We start from the raw sequence: 22,115 nt of genomic DNA, 5'->3' as shown, positions 1-22,115 counted from the left end.
TCAGTATTAAACAATCATGGAGTGTCAAATGAAACTCAATACTTTTTCATTTTTTTCTATCCTTCTTATCTCAGTTCTTACTGTGATAACCTTCAAAACTGCGAATCAGGCAGATGGCTTTTACACAAAAGACGCCTTCTTGAAATTCAAAATCGAGAAGAAAAAGCAACCATCAAAAATGAGTTATGACCAGCCTGACGAAGCCATAAAATGGTATGTCGAACAAAGGAAGTCAGCCACCGGCTCCATTCCCGTCGATTGGAGAGAGAATGCACTTAAGCATATCGAGAAATTCAATCTAAATCCGCTGACGACTGAAGCATTTAGTTGGACAGCCCACGGTCCGGGTAACATCGGAGGCAGAATAAGGGCAATGGTGATTCACCCGACGGATACGAACACAATTTTTATTGGTGCTGCCAGCGGTGGTGTCTGGAAAACCACTGATGCCGGTGCAAGCTGGACTCCCTTAAAAGACCTGATGGAGAATCTTGCAGTAAACGCTCTGTGCATAGATCCTGCCAATTCTGATGTTTTGTATGCAGGAACAGGCGAAGGTTTTTTCAATGTTGATGCACTCCAAGGTGAAGGAATTTTTAAGACCACCGATGGTGGAGCTTCATGGACACAGCTTGGTTCAACAATGAATGAGAATTTTTATTTTGTCAATAAAGTTTCAATAGACCCTTCAAACGGGCGTCTGTGGGCAGCTACCAGAGCGGGTCTCTTCTACTCGACAGATGGTGGAGGCAGCTTTCAGCCTAGATCACTCGGCGACAATTCAAATGTTACTGATCTTGCCATAAAAGGATCAAACATTTTTGTTGCTCAGGGGTTAAGCCAGCAAGGAAGAGTTCTCGTCTCAACGAACAGTGGTGAATCTTTCTCTCCTTCCTTCACACGCTCGGGAGTCGGAAGAATTGTAGTTGCCATTGCTCCCTCCAATCCAATGATTGCCTATGCCTCCGGTCAGAATCTTACAACAAACCAGTGTGCTGCTTTAGTTAAAACAACCGATGGTGGTTCATCATGGAATGATGTTACAATACCAGGACCAACTGCTTCGGGAGACCCTACCTACACGGGTCAACAGGCATGGTACAACAACATTCTCGCTGTACACCCGACCAATCCTGACATCGTCTATGCCGCGGGCCTCGACATGTTTGGCTCTACGAATGGCGGAACAAGCTGGGAACAGATTTCTCAGTGGGATGCCGAAAGAACCAACCCTATCTTCGCACATGCTGACCATCATATTATTGCTTTTAATCCTCTAAATGCCAATACAGTTTATGTCGGAAATGATGGCGGAGTTTACAGAAGTTTCGCCGGAGGTGCCGGATGGGAAGCATTGAACAATAACCTCGCAATCACACAATTTTATTATGGTGCAGTTCACCCGACTCAAAACATCTTTTATGGTGGTGCCCAGGATAATGGTACTCTTGTTTCTGAAACAGGAACCAACTGGAAAGAAATCATCGGAGGTGACGGTGGAGCTACTGAAGTCGATTACAACAACCCGGAATTTGTCTATGGCGAGTACACCAATTTCTGTTTCTATAAATCAACCGATGGTGGTGCTAATTTTGTAAAATCGATGAGCGGTATTCCTGTTGGACCCGGAACTTTTGATGGTACTACTGACAGAACCCTTTTCATAACTCCTTTTGTTATGGATCCGAACAACCCCCATATTTTATTGGGTGGCACTTACAGAGTTTGGAGAACTACAAATCAGGCAACCAGTTGGACAGCCATATCAGGTGATCTCACAGGTGACGGTACGGGTACAGAAGGCGGATCAATCTCCACACTTGCAGTTGCAAAAGGCAATTCAGATGTTATATATATCGGTTGTACCAACGGCAGAGTTCAGGTAACAACGAACGGTGGCGCCTCATGGAATATCAGAGACAACGGTCTCCCGACTGCGTATGCGACCAGGATAGTAGTTGATCCGGCAAGTGAAGCTACAGCATATATCTCATATTCCGGTTTTGCAGCGGGAACTAAAGTTTACAAGACTACCGACTATGGTTCGACCTGGACTAACATTTCAGGAAATCTGCCCAATATCCCTGTGAATTCACTTCTGGTTGTTCCAACCCGTACCGAGGCAGTTTTTGCCGGTACTGACCTTGGAGTTTTCACAACCACCGATGGTGGAACAACATGGTACAGAGATGGCTTGAGTCTCCCCAATGTTGCCATTTTTGATATGGATTACAGAGCTTCAGACGACAAGATATTCGTTCATACACATGGAAGAGGAACCTGGTCGACCCCTGCTGCTGCCACTTCCATTAAGGAACTTGGAAATAATCCTGTTGACTTCAATCTTTTACAGAATTATCCGAATCCTTTTAATCCGTCCACAAAAATCAGATTCTCTGTCCCTGTTGCGGGAGTTGTAACCATTAAGGTTTATGATCTGCAAGGGAAGGAAATTGCTACACTCCACAACTCTTCGATGAATGCAGGTTCATATGAAGTTGACTGGAACGGATCGGATTCTTTCGGGAAACCTGTAAGTTCGGGAATTTATTTCTGCAGACTTGTCTCAGGTAACAACCAGAAAACAGTAAAAATGATTTTAAGTAAATAAACAGAATTTGCTTTAGTCGAATATTTGTAAGGCTGTCTCAAAAGGGCAGCCTTTTTATGATTAGCTTACAGGGAGGGTAGATCGTTTTATTAGATACAGTGATTATTTATCTGTAAATGTCTTTTCGGTGTGCTGTAGCAAAAATTACAACAAGCTTTGAATCATCAACTATTTGATAAACAACTCTGTAATCACCGATCCGAATACGATAATCCGATTCTGTACCAGCCAGTTTACGGGAGTTTTTTGGTCTCGGGTCATCTTTCAGTTTTTGAATCTCAGTCCAAATTTTCACTAACTGTGTTTTTGGGATCTTTCTAAAATCCTTTTCAACTGAACTTTTGAATTCCAGTGTATACATTAATCCAATCCAAATTTGCGGGAAAAATCTTTCTCGTCAATATTTGGTTCTTTATCTCTTTCTTGAATGATTTTCACACACTTTGAATCTTCAATTAGTTCAAGCATCTCAGTATAGACCTTGTAATCAAGCAAAACCGTTTCAGGTTTGCCGTTTTTACCGTAAAATATTTTTTCATTTGTTCGGAGAGTTGACAATTTTGCACCTTTTTTCATGATTGTTTGACACGAAATTAGACTCGATACTTGATTAAATCTGATAAAATAATTAATCTGACTTTTATCAAAATGCATTTGAAATATATAACTTGAATCCATTAAATACAAGTGAATATTTACTTCTATCATCGACTTCCTTATTCTCGCCGTGTTAAATGTTAACTAATCAAGTTTATGATATTTGCATCAGTCGCTTTTTGATATGATTTAAATCATCTGCCTTAATTTTCATGCACAAATTGACAAAAAATAATCTTATATTACCAAAATTAATCGAGGAATATCTTATGAAAATAATCAAATCACTTCCAATCCTTTTTATCGTATTCTTTTTCTATGGTTGTTGCAATTGTTCGAACAAAGAATCCGGCGACACATCCAATAAAAATAATCCCCCAAACCAGCCCACAACCATCCAGACAAACAAAACTGTTGCTGAGGTGCAGGTTTTGAGTATGAATGTAAAAAGTGAAACTGACTACACTGCAAAAATTGCTGTCACAAAAATATTTGCGGATGATGCATATCCAAGCATCGCAGAAATGAATGGACAATATGAAATTTTTCCCAACTTCAGACTTGGAGAAAACAAGGAACTCATCAATAACGACGAAAATCAGGCATTAAAGGACTTCGCGAAGAAAAAAGCCGGTGACAAAGTCAAAATAGAGTTCTTCCTTAGCGATACAAAGTGGATACTCCACAGAGTTTTAAAATAAAAACCGGACAATAAAATGAAAAATTTATCCAAATATCTTGTGTCTTCTATCTCTATCACAATCCTGCTCGTTTTTGCCTTCGTGTATGCCACGGAGCATTCTGGTGTAGTGACGATGGAGGACTATTTACAGTATAAAATTGATAAGAAGAAAAATGCCAAATTGAACTATGGCTCCCCTGACGAGGCAATGAAATGGTTCATCGAGCAGAGAAAATCAGCCACTGGATCGATTCCCGAAAACTGGCGTGAAGAAGCTCTTCAACACATTGACCGATACAACACAAGACCCGACAATTCTGACAATTCCACGGAACTTTCCTGGTCAGAAGTCGGACCCGGCAACATCGGAGGCAGGGTAAGGGCTGTCGTGATAAATCCTAATAATGCATCAATTATTTACATCGGTGCCGTGGGCGGGGGCGTCTGGAAAACCACCAATGGAGGCACATCCTGGACTGCTCTAAAAGACCAGATGGAAAATATCGCAGTTTGTGCTCTCGTTATGGACCCTTCCAACCCGAATATCATTTATGCCGGAACCGGTGAAGGCTTTTTTAACGCGGATGCAATCAGGGGCGAGGGAATCTTCAAAACCACCGACGCCGGTGCCACATGGAACAGGTTGAGTTCCACTACCAATTCCGATTTCTACTATGTCAACAAACTTGAATTTGACGGAACCACTAACACCCTTTGGGCTGCAACAGGTGGCGGACTCTTAAAATCGACTGATGGAGGCACTTCGTTTTCCAAAATTATTAATGTCGCAAGGTGTATGGACCTTGAAATAGCTGCCACTTCACCAACCACTATCTATGCCTCATTTGGACATTTTTCGCAGGCAAATGTGAGAAGATCAACCGATGCAGGTGCAAACTGGTCGCAGGTCTTTACTCAATCAGGTATCGGCAGATATGAAATAGGTGTCTCGAAATCATCCCCATCGACAGTTTACATTTCAGGGCATAATCTAAGCACGAACGAGTGCGGAGTATTTTCGAAGTCCACCGACAAAGGGACAAACTGGTCGAGCGTTACGATTCCTGGTCCTGCTTTCTCGGGTGCAACCACTTACACATCAGGACAGGCATGGTACAATAACATTATTGCGATTGATCCAACAAATGCAAATATTGTTTATGCAGCCGGTCTTGATGCCTGGAAAACGACTAATGGCGGTACTTCATGGACTCAAATTTCCAACTGGTACACACAGGCAGGCGCACCACCATTTATGCACGCTGATATACATGCAATCGCTTTCAGCCCTTCATCCTCTTCAACCCTTATTGTGGGGAATGACGGTGGTGTCTACAAAACCACAAACAGTGGCAGTACATGGACATCCCTTAACAATGGCCTGAATATCACACAATTCTATTATGGTACAATTCATCCAACTCTTGCCAAATATTACGGCGGCACACAGGATAACGGTACCCTTGGTTTCTCGTCAGGAACTTCCTGGAGTGAACTTATAGGTGGAGATGGTGGAGCAACGGAAATCGACTATAACAACCCGAGTCTGATGTATGGAGAATATGTCAATTTCTGCTTCTTGAAGTCAACAAACGGTGGAGCCTCTTTTAACAAATCGATGAGCGGTATTCCCATAGGTTCAGGATTCTGGGATGGGACAACTGACAGAACTCTCTTTATCTCACCTTTCACTATGGATCCTAATAATCCGCAGATATTAGCCGGTGGTACTTATCGCGTTTGGAGAACAACCAATTCTGCATCTTCATGGACTGCAATTTCTGGTGATTTGACAGGCGACGGAACAGGCGGAAGTGGTGCTACAATCTCAGCTCTTGCCATTGCAAAAGGAAATTCGAGCGTGATTTATGTGGGTACTTCAAACGGGCGTGTTCAGGTAACAACAAATGCAGGATCAAGCTGGACACTGAGAAATTCAGGACTTCCTGCTTCCTACATTACAAAAGTAGTGATCGATCCCGCCAACAGCAATGTTGCCTATGCCACTTTCTCGGGATTCAGTTCGGGACAGAAAATCTACAAAACCACTAACGCAGGTGTGTCCTGGACAAACATCTCATCCAACCTGCCAAACATTCCGGTTAATTCATTTGCTATTAATCCGGCTTCCACTTCGAATCTGTTTGCAGGCACAGACCTCGGTGTTTTTTCAACCACCGATGGTGGCACTTCATGGGTCAGGGACGGAAGTTCACTTCCAAATGTGGTGGTTTCCGATCTAAGAATCAGAGCTTCTGATAACAAAATTGTTGCCTTTACTCACGGAAGAAGTGTCTGGACTTCAACCATCGGTGGAGGTTCGGGAGGTCAAATTACAGAGCTTGTCTATGACAATGGATCCGTCCTAAGTGGATATAACTGGCCAAACAATGGTCAGGGATCAGCCAACAGGATGACCTCTCCGGTTGCCAACGCAAAACTGACGGCAATCAGTTTTTATATCACCGGAACCACTGCGGGTACAGCCACTTTTAAGCCTATCGTCAGAACCAAAGCCGGAAACGGCGCTCCGGGAGCTGACCTGGTGAACTACAACCCTGTAACAGCATCAACAGTGCCTGGATGGAACACATGGAATACATCGGCACAGAACATTACCGTAACGAATGATTTCTTCATCGGAATGATCTACGATGGTGTAAACAGGCCAAATTTCGGTTACAATCAGACAAACAACAGCCGGGCTTGGGATTTTGACGGAACAACCTGGTCTGCATGGAATGAAACATATTTCATGAGAGCGACTGTTCAGTCACCCACAGCGATTATCGATTTCGACAATTCTGTTCCGACTGCCTTCGAGCTCTCACAGAACTACCCGAATCCGTTTAATCCAACCACAAAGATAAGGTTTGCTCTGCCGGAATCAGGAAATGTTTCAATGATAATCTACGACATAAACGGCAAGAAAATCGCTGAAATCGCCAATGGTTATCACCAGTCCGGAAGATATACTTACGAGTGGAACGGCAAGAATGATTTTGGAAGTGCAGTTGCATCGGGTGTTTACCTTTGCACTATAAAAGCCGGCGGTAAAGTTCAAACTGTAAAGATGATTCTACAAAAGTAGAATTACAAGTTATGATTTATGAGTTATTAGTTATGAATTGGAATGATCAAATTCAGATTGTTTAATTCTTACAGATACTCAATCTAAAATTAAAAAAGGCTGCTTGATTGTGAAATCAGGCAGCCTTTTTTTTAAAGGTATCGATCTGCTATTTGAAGAAAATCGGGATTAATGTGATATATAGACCTGCAATAATTGCTGATGTTATCACACCGCTTATGTTTGCACCAATCGCTTCCGGCAGTATTATCGATTGAGGATTTGCTTCGTGAACTGATTTCTGAGCAACTTTTGCTGTTGTCGGTACACAGCTTACACCGGCAATTCCTATCACCGGATTGAATTTCCCTCCTGTGATAAAATACATGATGTACCCGCCTATCAGACCACCGACCGCAGAAAGTATAAGAGCAATAATGCCCAAAACCAGAAGGATCAGGATCTGTGGATCGAGAATCAATGAAGCATCGCAAAGCACTCCGAGTAACAGTCCCAGCAGAAAAGTTGATCCATAGAGAAGAGGTCCGGCAATAAAATCAACTATGTGCTTCAGTCCTGCTTCTCTTACAGCAACACCCACAAACAATGACAGAAACAACGGAGCTGCCACAGGGAAAAGGAGACACAGGATTGTACAGGCAATTACGGCAAAGTAAAGTTTTTCCGAAGCTGATATCTGCCTGATCTTTGTTTTGGGGGGCATCTTTATCGCCCTCAACTTTTTCGGTACCAGCAGCTTGATCAGGTATGGATATCCTCCATATGTCAGACCCAGGTAAAGGTACGCAACAACTGTGATCGCCACAAAAAGTTTTGGTGAAAGTTTTAGCGCCGTAAAAAGTACCATCGGACCGTCTGCTCCACCAATCATGGCAACCGAGGCCGCATCCTTCACATTCAATCCCATTGCCATTGCGATAGGCACAGTGAGGAATGTACCAAGTTCCGCACAAACAGCCAGAAACATACTAAGGAAAGGTCTTGCGAGAAGAAACCCAACATCAAGCAGAACGCCTATTCCCATAAAAACAAAACACGCGATAAGACCGTTGCTGAATGTCAGAGTATAAATCGGCTGTAAAAAGTCAATCTGAAGGATATCAATCAATTGTTTCGGGTCTGAAACCATCGGATCAAGGAAAAGATTCCCTGTTTTTCCGGGTCCCATTATCAGGACTCCAGCGTTAACCGCTGCCATGCCTATGCCCATCGGTATCATAAGAAGTGGCTCAAGCACCCCCTTTTTACCAAGATAAACGAGCAATAAACCCAGCAACATTAAACAAATTCTTCCGATCGAAATCGTCAAATCGGAAGTAAATAATGTGGATATTCCGGGGAATATCTCCTGTAAGATTTTTAAGTCCACTTTCTACCTCCCTTTCGGATTTTGTCTTAAGCCGTAAATTTTCGAACTCCAGGGAGAGTACGGTTTCACTACTTTTTTAATGGTCATGACTGTTCTTTCGTAATCATGCATTTCTTCAAGATACTGATGTATAGCCAACCCGATAGCTGCCACTATTTCGAGATCACTCTCCTGACCTGAGGCTTCAGACTGTACCACAGCGAGGTCTTCGTGGACATCCTGTGATTTTTCTTTTTGAATTCGTGTGAAGTTTATTGCCAGGGAAATGAGTCTGATAAGACCGGCTACAAGGAAGGATATAACGAAGGTGGAAAGGAATATTATTCCAATCACTGTAAATATTTTCATAAGTCATCTATTATTCGTTAAACTCAACTTTTTTCAGAATAAATAATAAAAAAAGTTATCTTACAAATATAAACACCCGGCCCAAAATAATCATCACCCTCACAAATTTTCCAACTCAAACTTCTGACTTCAGCCTTCATCCCTCAGCCTTCAGAAATTCAGATTTCATTCCTCATACAAAAATATACATTGTTATTGTGTGACAATATAGCTAAATTTACAGGTTATAATAATTTTTTGGAGCAGACTCTAAATGTTAAAATCGGTCTTAAAAGCCATTTTTGGCGATAAACACAGCCGTACATATAAAGAATTACAACCTGTTGTACAGGAAATAAATGAGCACTATGGAACTCTCGCCTCTCTAAGCGATTTTGAATTGAAGGAAAAAGTCAAGGGTTTCAAGGAATATCTCAACAAGGAAACTGAAGAAATCAGGGGCAAGCTGGCGGAATTGAATGACCGCCTCACCAGCGTTGAAGGTGAAGTTGAAAATGCAACCGAAATTCACGATGAAATTGAAACTCTTGAAAAAGAACTTGATGATAAATACGAAGACCTCCTCGATGAAATTTTACCGGAAGTTTTCGCAGTGGCAAAAGATACCTGCCGCAGACTTGTTGGAAGATCTTACACTGTGATGGGTCAAAAAGTTACCTGGGACATGGTACCCTATGATGTACAGTTAATGGGTGGTATTGTTTTGCACCAGGGTAAAATCGCAGAAATGGCAACTGGTGAAGGTAAAACACTTGTGGCTACACTTCCTTTGTTCCTCAATTGTCTCACAGGCAGAGGAGCACACCTCGTAACTGTCAACGACTACCTTGCACAAAGAGATTCCGAGTGGATGGGAGAAATTTTTAAATTCCATGACCTCTCAGTGGGTGCAATACTCGGTACTATGAGCCCTGACAAAAGGCGGGAATCGTATGGATGTGATATTACCTACGGAACAAACAACGAATTTGGTTTCGATTACCTTAGAGATAACATGGCGATCGATCCCGAACACCAGGTCCAGAGGAAGCATATTTATGCGATAGTGGATGAGGTGGATTCAGTTCTCATCGATGAAGCAAGAACCCCCCTCATAATTTCAGGTCCCGTCGATTCTGACAATCAGAAATATGATGAAATGAAGCCAAAGATCGAAAGACTTCACAGGCTTCAGTCCAATATCGTTTCTACCATGCTTGCTGAAGCAGAAAAGACTCTCACATCTAATCCGTCAAAGGATGACATAACTGAAGCTGGTGTGAAAATTTTCAGAGCATACCGCGGACTGCCGAAACACAAGAAACTGATGAAGGTAATCTCCGAACCTGAATACAAGCAATTGATGCAGAACACTGAGCTTGAATACCTCAAAGATAAAAGCAGAAACATGCACATTATCGATGAAGAGCTCTACTTTGTAATCGACGAGAAAAACAATTCGATCGAGCTTACGGAAAAAGGAAGAGAAGAACTTGCAAAAGGGACTGCGGACGGAAAAGAGTTTTTTATTCTCCCCGATTTCGGCACTGAGATCAGCAAAATTCAGAATGACGCTTCTCTCACCGAGGCTGACAAAAAGAAAAAAGAAGAAATTCTTCACTTCGAATATTCAGAAAAATCGGACAGGCTGCATACCATCAATCAGCTCTTAAAAGCTTATACACTTTTCGAAAAAGATGATGAGTATGTTATCACTGAAGATGGTAAAATTGCAATCGTTGATGAATTTACCGGTCGTGTGCTCCCCGGAAGAAGATACTCTGATGGTTTGCATCAGGCAATCGAAGCCAAAGAAAATGTAAAGGTTGAGAGAGATACTCAAACCCTCGCAACCATCACACTCCAGAACTACTTCAGAATGTACAAAAAACTCGCCGGTATGACAGGTACTGCCGAGACTGAAGAAGGTGAGTTCGATGAAATTTACAAACTCGATGTGGTGGTAATTCCAACCAACAGACCGATGACACGATCTGATGAAGACGATCAAATCTACAGAACCAAACGGGAAAAACTGAATGCGGTCGTGAATCAGGTGGAAGAACTTCAAAAAGAAGGACGCCCGGTACTGGTGGGAACCACTTCCGTGGAAGTTTCTGAAACCATAAGCAGAATGCTCAAACTAAGAGGCGTAAGGCACAATGTTCTTAATGCAAAACAGCACCAGCGGGAAGCCGAAGTGGTTGCTTTTGCAGGTCAGCCGGGTGCAGTTACGATTGCAACCAACATGGCTGGTCGTGGTACTGACATTAAACTGGGTGCCGGCGTTAAAGAAAAAGGCGGACTTTTCATTCTTGGTACCGAAAGGCATGAATCGAGAAGAATTGACCGTCAGTTAAGAGGTCGTGCCGGTCGACAGGGCGACCCCGGAACCACACTTTTCTTCCTCTCACTTGAAGATGATCTCCTCCGGCTTTTCGGAAGTGACAGGGCTGCTGCCATTATGTCGCGTGCGGGTTTCGAAGAAGGCGAAGTAATCAAACACCCGATTATTACCCGTTCTGTAGAGAGGGCGCAGAAAAAAGTTGAGGAAAACAACTTTGCGATAAGAAAAAGACTGCTCGAGTATGACAATACGATGAATCAGCAGAGAACCATCATCTATTCAAGAAGAAACCGTGCTCTTCACGGTGAGAGACTTAAAACTGAAATTCTCGATATGATGGAGGAATACGCTGCTGAACTGGTTGAAAAATATTACGATAATGCAGAAATAGAGCAACTCGAAAAAGATCTCGAAACTCACCTTCTTCTGAACATCAAATTTAACAGAGAAGAATGGGATCTCCTGAATAAAAACGGTGTAACCGAGAGAGTTATTAAAGCTGCTCATGACTACTACGCTCATAAAGAAAACATGCTCACATCTGAAATGATGGCGAGAATCGAAAGATTCGCGTTCCTTACAGTCATCGACAACAAGTGGAAAGAACATCTCCGCGATATGGACGATTTGAAGGAAGGCATAAATCTTAGAGCTTATGGTCAGAAAGATCCTCTTATTGAATACAAAAACGAGGCTTTCAATCTCTTTACCGAACTGCTCGATACCATCAGGAATGAGACAGTACAGATTGCCTTCAAACTCTACCCTGCCCAACCTGAGAGTGTCCAGATTTCACGCAGACCCGAGAGAAGGCCTACCAGAACGATAAAGGAATCAGCTGATAATGCCGGTTTGCACGGCGGTTATGTTCCTTCTCCGAAAGAACAGGAGACTGCGCCGGTCGGCAGACCACAACCTGTAAAAGTCGGGGAAAGAATTGGCAGAAATGATCCCTGCTGGTGTGGCAGCGGCAAGAAATACAAACAGTGCCACGGTAAAAACGCCTGAGAACGGACACCACCATGAAAAAAATTGAAGCAATTATACGACCTTTCAAGCTTGACGAAGTAAAAGAAGCCCTCATTGAGGAGGGCTTCAAAGGTCTCACCATCACCGAGGTCCGCGGTTACGGCAGGCAGAAGGGACACAAAGAAGTCTATCGCGGCAGTGAATACAGGATCGAGTTTGTCCCCAAAATGAAAATCGAACTCGTTGTAGATGATGACCGCCTCGAAGCTGCTATTGATGCTATCGTCAAAAATGCAAAAACAGGACAGGTTGGCGACGGAAAAATATTCATTTCTGATGTTGCGGATGCAATCAGGATAAGAACGGGCGAATCAGGATTTGATGCGCTTTGATTTTTATTTGCATTGAATAAATTCCAACTGTTCTCTAAATTCCTTCTGATTCAAATTAATTTTCGGAACCGGCTTTGAAGCTCAAAGTAATCAAATCCCTGATCCTGCTCACAACCGCCTTTTTGATATCAGGATGCGGTGTCTGGCAGGATTTTACAACATACTTCAATCTTTATCACAACGCAAAAACTCTTTACTATGATGCTGAAGAACTGATCATCAAAGAGAGAAAAGATATTTTTGCCATTTCAGAGGCAGCAATTCCAGCCGGAGCCAATCAGAACCTGCCGAAGGTGATTGAAAAATTTTCCAAACTTCTCCAGTTCCACAATAAAAGTTCCTATGTGGATGATGCTCTCTTCCTTATAGGGAAAGCCTTTTTCTATCAGAGAAGTTACATCAAAGCTTCACGAAAATTTCAGGAACTCATAGCAACCCAACCTAACAGCAGTCTTGTTATAGATGCCACTCTTTGGCTCGCAAAGTCCGAGCTCCAAATGAAGAAATTTGATTCAGGGCTAAAATATCTCGACGAAGCAAAGCAACTTGCACTCAAGGAAGAGGACAAGGAAGTGTTGTCAGAAGTATATATCGAAGAGATACGGTACCTAAAATTCATAGAGAAATACCTCGAAGCCGTTCAGAAATTAAGAGACCTTGTTGCAGTTGACATTTCAAACGACATCTCAGCAAAAGCACAGTATGAAATCGGTGAGCTCTTCTTCAAAAAGTTGAATGATCCTCAAAAAGCGGCAGAAGCCTACAAAGCGGCACTTGGATTTGGACCCCCTTTTGAAATTGAGTATAATTCAAACCTGAATTACAGCATCTGCCTTAGAGCATTGAACAAGATTGGCGAGTCGCAGGAAAATCTTCAAAAAATGTCAAAAGAGTTTAAATATCAGGAAAAAATTGACGAAATCATGCTCCAAAAGGGGTTGAATCTTAAAAAACTCGGTCAGTATGATGAGGCTTACAGGCAGCTTTATGCTCTCGATACACTTACTTTGAACTCGGTATCATCGGGAATAGCACGGTTTGAATTGGGAGACATGTTCGAGAACAACCTGAAAAATTTTGATTCTGCATATATTTATTATATTAAGGCTGAAAAGAGCGCCTCAACTGCTGACTATGTAAAGAGAATCAGAGAAAAATCGAATCTCTTCAAGCGATATGAAGGGCTGCAAACCAATCTTTATGTTTACTCAAGGCAGCTTGCATACTTGAAGGACCCGATGGAATTTAAAAGGGATTCTCTCAATTTCTATGCAGATTCAGCAGATGCCAAGCTCGCAGATCTGTTCAAGTCTCCCGTTGAACTAACCGATTCAGCAAAAAAAGTCAGGGATTCTCTCCTCGCTGTCAAGGATTCGCTGAAAAACAAACCTGCTCCGGAAAAACCTTCGGAACCATTAGACGAAGAAATGATCGTAGGAAGACCGAAACAAGGAGACAATCCTGATCCAACCGGTCAAAACAACCCGAATGCCACAGTGGCTGCATTAAAAAAAGGGTGGGCTCCGGTGATGCCTCAGATCACCTCGGATTCTCTCAAAAACCTTCTGTCAAAAGTCTATTTCGACCTTGGAAATGTGTTTTTTGGTGAAATCGTAATTCCCGACTCCGCCTATAATTATTATACAAAACTTCTGGGAGAATTTCCGGACTCCAGGTATAAGGGTCAGGCACTTTTTTCACTCGGGTCTTATTATCTCGACAAAAATGAAAAATCGACTGCTGATTCCATCTTCCAGTTGGTTTATGATAATTTTAAAAACGAATCAGTTGTAAATCTTGCGGCTGATAAACTCGGGAAGCCCAAAGTTATTCTTAACGCTTCACCTGCCGACCTTCTTTTTGAAGAAGCCGAGGGCATTTATGTGAAAAAAGATTACCATCAGGCGGTTCAGAAATACTATTCGGTTTATCTCAAGTTCCCCGAAACATTTACTGCTCCCAAGTCACTTTTGGCGGCCGGTTTCACTCTGGAAAATGATTTGAAATTGCTGGATTCGGCTTTTGCTGTCTATGATACACTCGTTGCAAAGTATCCGCAAACTCGCTTTACAAACAAGATCCTTCCAAAAGTTAACTTTTACAAGGAAGAAAAAGCCCGTATCAAAAAGAAAATTGAAGACTCTCTTAAAGTAATCAGGGACAGTCTTAAAGCCGATTCGATTGCACGGAATACTCCTAAAATCGATTCGACTTCAACTCAAATCAAGGATTCAACAGGAAAGATCGTTCCAAAAATCGATTCGACTGCGATTCCAAAAAAGGACTCAGCAGCCAAACCCCAGGCGGTTCCGTCTTCAAAGACGATAGAAGAGCCTAAAAAAGAGGAAATCAAAGAGGAGGTACCACCATTGAGCAATTTCATCAAACGAAGAGACCTGCTCGATCTTATTGAGGAGGGTGAGAGCACCACTACAGAATTCAAACTGAAGTTTACAGAGCCCGAGAAGATTGCCAAAGTGATGATCTCATTCGCCAACACCAAAGGCGGTTACCTGATTTTTGGAGTAAATGACAACAAAAAGGTGGTGGGGCTTGAAAGCGAGAAAACCGAACTTGAGTTCATAAATGAAACCACAAATTTCTACATAACCCCGAAAATCGATTTCCTTCTTCAATTCATCAATATCGACCAAAAGGAACTTGTAGTTGTTTTTGTTCAGGAATCAGACAATAAACCTCATCGTATTCAGGATTATAAAGAAGAACTTGATATAAATACCGCTCAGGTTTATATCAGAGTGAACGATAAAAGCATCCCGGCATCGAAACAAATGATCAGAATTCTCAAGGCGAGAAGTTCTTCAAATCCGCTTGTCAAATTTTCGGTTGGTGATCTCGAAAGAAAAGTTTTTTCCTACCTCGAGAAGCATGAAAAAATCAATGTGAAGGATCTTGCAAATGCTGCGAATATCTCCGAAAGAAGGGCATCCAGAACATTGGTAACGATGGTAAGAGCCGGTTCATTGAGTATCCACACAAAAGACAACGGCGAAGAGTTTTTTACAGTTTAATCAGTTCTTTCCGTCAAAAACCGATCTCAGTCTGTAGACAGCAATTCCGTAAGCTACAGCAACATTCAACGACTGTTTTATCCCGTATTGTGGCAGTTCGATAGTAAAATCACACAAATCGAGCAGATTTTGGTTAACTCCTGTAATCTCATTTCCCAAAATAAAGAGGAGTGGATACACCTCACCACCAATATCACAGTAATCGATTGAAGTGTCGGTCAACTCAAGAGCCGAGATTTTATACCCCAAGTCTTTATATTTTCTCACCACTTCCACCGCATCTTTCACAAACTCCCATGCAACACTTTCTGTGGAACCAAGAGAAGTTTTCATAATATCCTTAACAGGGGGTGCAGGTGTGTAGCCGCAAAGGTAGAGCTTTTCTATCATTGCCCCGTCTGAAGTTCGGAAGATGGAACCGACATTGTAACTGCTGCGAATGGAATCGAGCAAAACAACTACCGGCATTTTTTTTACTTCATCCAGATTATCAAGTTTTGCCCTGTTTACCGAAATTTCCGCATGACTGAGTTTTCTGTTACTCATGGCTTCTAACCGTTACTCCTGCAAGTTGACCACACGCGGCGGCTATTTCATCTCCCTGCGTATCTCTTACCATAACGGTTACATATTCGTCACGCAGACGGTCGGCAAACTCTTCGATCCTCTCCCGGGAAGTGGAGCGAAGTTCACCCGAAAATCCCTCGGGATTCATGTGTTCAAGCGAATTGAAAGGTATAATATTTACTTTTGAGGGCATCCTCCGGCAGAGTTTCCCAAGTGCTTTTATATCTTTGTCCCGGTCGTTAATTCCCTCAAGCATGGTGTACTCGTAAGTGATTCTCGTGTTCGTCTTTTTAATGTAATACTCAATTGCTTCGATATTTTCCTTGAGCGAGTATTTTGCATTAATCGGCATTATTTTAGTTCGAATATCCTCAAAGCAGGAATGTAGTGACAGCGCAAGTTTGGGTCGTAACCCGGTATCTGCAAGGTCTCTGATTCTTGGGGCAATGCCCGCCGTGGAAACTGTAATCTTTTTCAGACTGATGGCTTTGGTAAGTTCCTGCTGAAAAATTTCGAGGGATTTTACGGTCGAGTCAAAATTCAGAAGTGGCTCCCCCATCCCCATGTAAACAATATTTGTTATATCTCTCTCATAAATGGATTGTGCTATTGCGTACTGATCAAATATCTCCCCGGCTGTCAGATTTCTTTTATATCCGAGCAAACCGGTGGCACAAAACTTGCAGTCCAAGGGACATCCAACCTGAGTGGAGACACACAGTGTACATCTCTTATCCTCGGGGATGATTACACATTCTATAAGGTGATCAAGTGCTGTTTTAAGAAGTAGTTTTACCGTTCCCTCAGAACCTGATACCGATTTATCAGTCAGTTCGAGGGTGTTGATAATCGTCTCATTTTTTATCATTTCCCTCAATGATTTTGAGAGATTCAGCATCTGATCCGCATCATCAACCAGATAGTTATACATCCAGTTGAAAACCTGCTCACCACGGAATGGTTTTTCACCCTTTTTTACAAACCATTCTTTTAACTCAGGGAGTGTCATCCCTTTTAATTGTACTTTTTTTGTTTCAATCATTATTCTTATTTCTTCTTAAAAAACCGCTGTTTCGTCTCATTCCCTTTAATTTACTTCTTAGAATTGGACTTTCAGCGAATCTTGTTTTAAACTCCTTGTTGTCAATCTGATCAAAAAAACCGGGATCAAACTCTTTATTCAATCCGGGTGTCTCTTCAAATCTTGTAAAATCCTTTTTGTTTGTTTCTGTACCGAACTTCTTATTCCATGGGCACACATCCTGACAAATGTCGCAACCAAAAATCCAGTCATCCATTTTCCCTTCAAATTCAGGGCTGATATCTCCCTTGTTTTCAATCGTAAGATATGAGATGCATCTGCTTCCGTCGACGATGTATTCACTGACTATGGCGTTTGTCGGGCAGGCATCTATGCAGGCAGTACAACTTCCGCAAAAATCTTCAAGGGGTGCACTGTAGTCAAACCTGATATTCGCAAAGACATTCGCGATAAAAAACCAGCTCCCCATCTCCCTGTTTATTATATTGGAATGCTTCCCCTGCCAGCCAATTCCAGCTTTTGCTGCCCAAACCTTGTCCATCACAGGACCTGTATCCACATAGCTTTTTGTTTCACAACCGGGGAAATTTTCACGAAGTGCGGCTTCAAATTTTTCAAGCATTTCCCACATAACGAAGTGATAGTCCCTCCCCCAGGCATACCTTGACACTTTTTCCATACCGGGAGTATACTCTCCTGACTGCCAGTAATTCAGACCGAGTGATATCACGGAGATAGCTGAAGGCAGGATCTCTTTAGGATTATTTCTTTTATCGATATTTTTTTCAAGATACGACATTCCACCTGCAAATCCTCTCCCAATCCACTGCCGCAAAAATTCTGTTTCCCACTCGATCGGTTCAACCTCAGCAAAACCGGTAAGATCGAATCCAATCTCTTTGGCTAATTTCGAGACGGTCTGATTATTTCCTACCACTTCCAATGAGGGGTCTCATCTTCAACCGTGACATATATGTAGCCATTTTTCACCTCGTAAGGAAAAACTTTTAGTCCTCTGTGCCCGTTTTCCTTGTTGCCTGTCTCAAGCTCAAATCTCCAGCCATGGATTGGACAAACTACATATCCGTCTTCAATGAATCCTGTATAGATCGCTGCCGGATGCATGTGAGGACAAATGTTGCTTAGCGCATGTATTTTGCCACCAACTTTGAAAAGGGCAATTTCCTCCCCGTTCACCACGAATCTTTTACCTTCGCCCTCATGGAGTTCACTTACTTTGCACAGTTTTTTTACAGCTTCATCCATACAATTCTCCTTTGTGGCAATTTCACTCGCCAAAATAATCAGATTTGGGACAGTTTTTCTTTAATTTTAAATCCCCTGTCGGTTTTTTCCACCTTGACAGCCGGAATTACCGGATCGTGCTGCAGGATAAGAGTCCAGTCTTCTTCCACTGCCTTCGCCAGAATTTCCTTTTTTTCCTGTAGAGTAACCAGCGGTTGAAGATCGTAACCCATAATGTATGGCAGTGGTATATGCCCATGCGTTGGAATAAGATCTGCACAGAAGAAAAGTGTGGAGGTACCGTCGGATATCTTCACTGCCTGCTGACCAAAGGTATGACCGTTCAGTGTGTGCAGAGTGATTCCATCCATAAATTCCGAATCCTTTTCCTCAATAAGTTCCAAAACTCCCTCCTCCATAAGCGGCAGAAAGTTGTGCTTTATGTAGCTTCCCCGGTCACGATCGGAAGGATTTACTCCCCACTCAAAGTTCTTTTTTTGAACATAATAACGGGCATTTGGAAATGCAGGTTGCAATTTGCCCTCTTTTTCCACCACCGAACCACCGGTATGGTCGAAGTGAAGATGAGTCAATAACACTTTTGTAATCTCTGATGGTGAAATTCCATGCGCCTTCAGACTCTTTTCAAGTGTGGTTTCCGGGTCGTGGGCATAAATGTCTCTCAATTTGGCATCCCACTTCTCACCCATTCCTGTATCAATCAACATTTTCTCGTTATCCCATTCGAGTAGAATTACGCGGGTTGACATGGCTATACGGTTTACCTCGTCTGCCGGATTGGTTTTCTCCCAAAGGGGTTTGGGAATTATTCCAAACATGGCGCCACCATCAAGTTTAAAGTAATCTGATTCAAAAACTTTTACAGAGTATTTGCCTGTTCTCATCACTTTTCTTTATTTTAATAATGTGCAAAAATAATAAAATTGAAAAACCTTTTACCTGTTTTTAATCCAATGCAATTGAATAAATCGTTAAAGTTCGATGTTATCATTATCGGCGCAGGAATTTCTTCTTTTGCGTCTGCGATTATACTGCAAAAATTCTTCAAAAAGAAGACCGCACTTGTAACAGGGCTTGCCCTGACTCCTGATAAAAGTGAAAAGAATATCCATGTCGATTCATTTTATTCAGGTCAAATGGAAAGCGACAGCTTTGTCAGGAAGATATTTGATTACCTGACAGATGATAAACTTCTTTGGGAGAGATTGCCATCGATTTATGAGCGACACTTCTATCCAAAAGCCAGATTAAACATTTCTGACAATCTTGCACAATATATGGATGGACTGAAAAATCTTTTCCCTAAGGAAAAGGGAAATGTGGACAGCTTTTTCAAGGATATCCAACATGCCGCAAACTACACAAGTTTCTACCTGCTGAGATTTATTCTCCCCCCGACTTTGCACAAAATTACAGAAAGATTTTTTGTCTCCGGAAAAAAATTCGCTGCTTTGAATTCGGAAGATTATCTGAATTCTTTGTCATCCGACAGTAAATTCAAAACTGTTATATCAGGGCAGTTGCAGAATCTCGCATCCTGCCGCGAGGGCACCACCTCCATCTTTCAGGCAATCAATATGATGGGACTTCTGAACGGAGGTTTCGCTCCTGCAGGTGGAATCAATGCCATCTACAATTCTCTTAAAACGAGTTATCTCTCATCCGGTGGAAAACTGTTTGAAAACGGGACCATTGAAGATATCGTCATTTCCGGGAGAAGAGTCAAAGAAATTAAAATTAATACCACCGATGAAAAAATCTCGTTGAGAGCCGGCAAAGTTTTTTGGGGCTCCGGCATTAAGGCTCTGCCCGAATATGTAACTGACACGCAAACACGGGAACGGTTGAAAGGATGTTTCCCGATTCACGAGTTCGTCCCCTTCCCCGTAGTCTTCAAATTGCAATTCAATGAAAAGAGCGAAAAGATCAATCTGAAGGGGGAGATATTGCGGTTTTTCCCTGCAAATTCAGCGGATCCGGATGAAATCCCTCAAGCTTGTAACCTGTATCCATGGTTCCCGGAAAATTCCCATTCAACTCTGCCTGCGGGATATTTTGCGGTTATTTTCATCAATGGAGACGATCCTGAATCTTTTCTCGCACAATCGGACAACATCGACGACTTAAAAAAATACCTTGATCAACTGATGCGGTTGTATGTTCCTGAGTTACCTGATTGCATTGAGGCAATTGAATTCGTTACTCCTTCTTCGTCAGGCACAGGGGGATTATACAATCCTTTCGGTACGGTTATGCCAACCACTCAAAAGGTAATGCGGGAACCCGTGAACAACCCATACAAACTAAAGAACCTCTTCGTTACCGGTGCGGATTTATTCATTCCGGGCATCACTCCGTCGGTTATGTCGGGAATTACGACAGTCGGAATGGCATTCGGGGCATTTAGATTCTTCAAATTTTTCCGGTATCTTAAAAAAGTATCCAACAAAAAGGTGAAAATAAAGATCAAGCCATTGAAATATAAAAACGGGAAAATCGAAGGGGAGTTAGGGTAAAGTAAAGGAACCCGGGATTCCAAACAAAAATAATTTGAAGAAAGCGGGAATTTTATCCCGCCTTCTTCATTAAAATAAAAGCGTTGAGCGATTATCTTCCGAGTTCGTCGAGATAATCTTTTTTCTTTAGAAGTTCTTCTTCCGTTTCGACATGAGCAGGATCCGGAACACAGCAGTCAACGGGACATACTGCCGCACACTGCGGTTCATCATGAAAACCTTTGCATTCGGTACACTTGTCAGGAACGATATAGTAAAAATCTCCCGAGAAGAATCCATCTGCACCGGAAGGGGCTGCATTTCCATCACCGTAGGTTTTTCCGGCAAGCTCCCATTCTCTACCGCCTTCGTAGATTGCAGTATTGGGGCACTCAGGTTCACATGCTCCGCAATTGATGCAATCGGTTGTTATCATTATTGCCATAATTTTTCTCCATTTTTTACAAATTTTCTAAACAGTTATGCCATCATCGCCGGCAAAGTATTTCGGAATACTGAATATCCAAAAAATTATTTTAACAACTTTAACATTAAGCATTTTTTGGCTTTTAGTCAATAGATAAGAAGAGTATTACCACCAATTTGCTTATTTTTGAATAAAAAACCAAGAAAATTATGAAAAACATTCTCGTCACACTCGAAGTAGATAAAAAAAATCTCGATTACACAACAAAACTTGTAAACGATTTTGCTCAAAATATTAAAGATCTACACTCCGGTCTCAACTTCTTCAAAGCGATGACGAGTGCAGCAAAACCCGCACATTTTTACATTTTCCTCTCTTTCGATTCCGACCAGGATTACGATTCCTACAAAATGCACGAACGAACCAAAAAATTCACCGTCCGCCTCCATGCCATGTCCAAGGGCCTCCCAGTCTTCACAGAACTGAATGAAGTTAAAGAGTAGGTTGAATAACGAAGGTTGAAGGCTGAAAAAGCCTTTGGGCGATATATGGGTATGGCAGCATGAGCCCTGATCTATGAACTATGAGCTGATCGCTAATACTCCGATGAATTGACAAAAATTACACCTCATATCTAAAAAAAAGCCCTTTAGGGCGACATATGGGTATGGCAGCTATGAGCTCTGATCTATGAACTATGAGCTGATCGCCAATACTCCGATGAATTGACAAAAATAACACCTCATATCTAAAAAAAAAGCCCTTTAGGGCGACATATGGGTAGAATCCCGGTACCCAAACTTCATAAAAGCCCTTTAGGGCGACATATGGGTATGGCAGCTATGAGCTCTGATCTATGAACTATGAGCTGATCGCTAATACTCCGATGAATTGACAAAAA

At 42.1% G+C, this 22,115-nt stretch carries 18 protein-coding genes; 8 read left to right on the top strand and 10 right to left on the bottom strand.

The annotated features are described in order from the left end of the window. Positions 1-28: 28 nt before the first annotated feature. Positions 29-2,611 (top strand): T9SS type A sorting domain-containing protein, encoded by a 2,583-nt coding sequence (locus J0L60_15755; protein MBN8547585.1) that lies wholly within the window; start codon positions 29-31, stop codon positions 2,609-2,611. Positions 2,612-2,717: 106 nt separating this feature from the next. Here J0L60_15755 and J0L60_15750 read toward each other — a convergent pair whose 3' ends face one another. Next, positions 2,718-2,972: a type II toxin-antitoxin system RelE/ParE family toxin gene (locus J0L60_15750; GenBank protein MBN8547584.1), complete on the bottom strand. Its 255-nt coding sequence runs from the start codon at positions 2,970-2,972 to the stop codon at positions 2,718-2,720. Next, positions 2,972-3,319 carry a hypothetical protein gene (locus J0L60_15745; protein MBN8547583.1) on the bottom strand — a complete coding sequence of 116 codons (348 nt, stop codon included), beginning with the start codon at positions 3,317-3,319 and terminating at the stop codon, positions 2,972-2,974. Before J0L60_15745 ends, J0L60_15750 begins: the two co-directional genes overlap by 1 nt. A gap of 158 nt (positions 3,320-3,477) precedes the next feature. On the opposite strand from J0L60_15745, the gene J0L60_15740 reads away from it, so the two are divergent. Together J0L60_15740 and J0L60_15735 are read left to right on the top strand one after the other, a co-directional pair. Then, positions 3,478-3,909, top strand: a complete 432-nt coding sequence (locus J0L60_15740) for a hypothetical protein (protein ID MBN8547582.1) — start codon at positions 3,478-3,480, stop codon at positions 3,907-3,909. A gap of 15 nt (positions 3,910-3,924) precedes the next feature. Then, entirely contained in the window at positions 3,925-6,981 is a 3,057-nt protein-coding gene (locus tag J0L60_15735; protein MBN8547581.1) for a T9SS type A sorting domain-containing protein, read from the top strand. Positions 6,982-7,129: 148 nt separating this feature from the next. On the opposite strand, the gene J0L60_15730 is transcribed toward J0L60_15735, so the two are convergent. After that, entirely contained in the window at positions 7,130-8,260 is a 1,131-nt protein-coding gene (locus J0L60_15730; GenBank protein MBN8547580.1) for a sodium ion-translocating decarboxylase subunit beta, read from the bottom strand. Positions 8,261-8,353: 93 nt separating this feature from the next. Beyond that, entirely contained in the window at positions 8,354-8,698 is a 345-nt protein-coding gene (locus J0L60_15725) for an OadG family protein (GenBank protein MBN8547579.1), read from the bottom strand. Positions 8,699-8,951: 253 nt separating this feature from the next. On the opposite strand from J0L60_15725, the gene secA reads away from it, so the two are divergent. From secA to J0L60_15710, 3 genes are all read left to right on the top strand, one after another. Further along, a complete protein-coding gene (secA, locus tag J0L60_15720; protein ID MBN8547578.1) occupies positions 8,952-12,032 on the top strand; it encodes a preprotein translocase subunit SecA in 3,081 nt (1,026 codons plus the stop codon). A 14-nt stretch (positions 12,033-12,046) separates the two neighbouring features. Continuing rightward, positions 12,047-12,385: a P-II family nitrogen regulator gene (locus J0L60_15715; protein ID MBN8547577.1), complete on the top strand. Its 339-nt coding sequence runs from the start codon at positions 12,047-12,049 to the stop codon at positions 12,383-12,385. A gap of 74 nt (positions 12,386-12,459) precedes the next feature. After that, positions 12,460-15,417, top strand: coding sequence for a tetratricopeptide repeat protein (locus J0L60_15710; GenBank protein ID MBN8547576.1), 2,958 nt, complete (start codon positions 12,460-12,462; stop codon positions 15,415-15,417). On the opposite strand, the gene J0L60_15705 is transcribed toward J0L60_15710, so the two are convergent. Genes J0L60_15705 through J0L60_15685 form a run of 5 tightly spaced genes read right to left on the bottom strand, consistent with a single transcriptional unit; the run spans position 15,418 to position 19,176 of the window. Next, entirely contained in the window at positions 15,418-15,963 is a 546-nt protein-coding gene (locus J0L60_15705; GenBank protein ID MBN8547575.1) for an RNA methyltransferase, read from the bottom strand. Further along, positions 15,956-17,026 (bottom strand): 23S rRNA (adenine(2503)-C(2))-methyltransferase RlmN, encoded by a 1,071-nt coding sequence (gene rlmN, locus J0L60_15700; GenBank protein MBN8547574.1) that lies wholly within the window; start codon positions 17,024-17,026, stop codon positions 15,956-15,958. The genes J0L60_15705 and rlmN overlap by 8 nt, the downstream gene beginning before the upstream one ends. After that, entirely contained in the window at positions 17,019-17,963 is a 945-nt protein-coding gene (gene queG / locus J0L60_15695; protein ID MBN8547573.1) for a tRNA epoxyqueuosine(34) reductase QueG, read from the bottom strand. The genes rlmN and queG overlap by 8 nt, the downstream gene beginning before the upstream one ends. Then, positions 17,957-18,292, bottom strand: a complete 336-nt coding sequence (locus tag J0L60_15690; protein ID MBN8547572.1) for a Rieske (2Fe-2S) protein — start codon at positions 18,290-18,292, stop codon at positions 17,957-17,959. Before J0L60_15690 ends, queG begins: the two co-directional genes overlap by 7 nt. A gap of 38 nt (positions 18,293-18,330) precedes the next feature. Beyond that, positions 18,331-19,176: an MBL fold metallo-hydrolase gene (locus J0L60_15685; GenBank protein ID MBN8547571.1), complete on the bottom strand. Its 846-nt coding sequence runs from the start codon at positions 19,174-19,176 to the stop codon at positions 18,331-18,333. 39 nt (positions 19,177-19,215) lie between these two features. Between J0L60_15685 and J0L60_15680 the strand changes: the two genes are divergently transcribed. Next, positions 19,216-20,808 carry a hypothetical protein gene (locus J0L60_15680; protein ID MBN8547570.1) on the top strand — a complete coding sequence of 531 codons (1,593 nt, stop codon included), beginning with the start codon at positions 19,216-19,218 and terminating at the stop codon, positions 20,806-20,808. Between the two features lie 91 nt (positions 20,809-20,899). Here the strand turns inward: J0L60_15680 and J0L60_15675 are convergent, their stop codons facing one another. Beyond that, positions 20,900-21,232, bottom strand: a complete 333-nt coding sequence (locus J0L60_15675; GenBank protein MBN8547569.1) for a 4Fe-4S dicluster domain-containing protein — start codon at positions 21,230-21,232, stop codon at positions 20,900-20,902. 191 nt (positions 21,233-21,423) lie between these two features. Between J0L60_15675 and J0L60_15670 the strand changes: the two genes are divergently transcribed. Further along, positions 21,424-21,717: a hypothetical protein gene (locus J0L60_15670; GenBank protein MBN8547568.1), complete on the top strand. Its 294-nt coding sequence runs from the start codon at positions 21,424-21,426 to the stop codon at positions 21,715-21,717. Positions 21,718-22,115 lie beyond the last annotated feature (398 nt).

Source organism: Ignavibacteria bacterium, assembly GCA_017302895.1.
Taxonomy (GTDB): Bacteria; Bacteroidota; Ignavibacteria; order Ignavibacteriales; family Ignavibacteriaceae; genus UTCHB3.
This window is presented reverse-complemented; position numbering and strand designations above follow the sequence as displayed.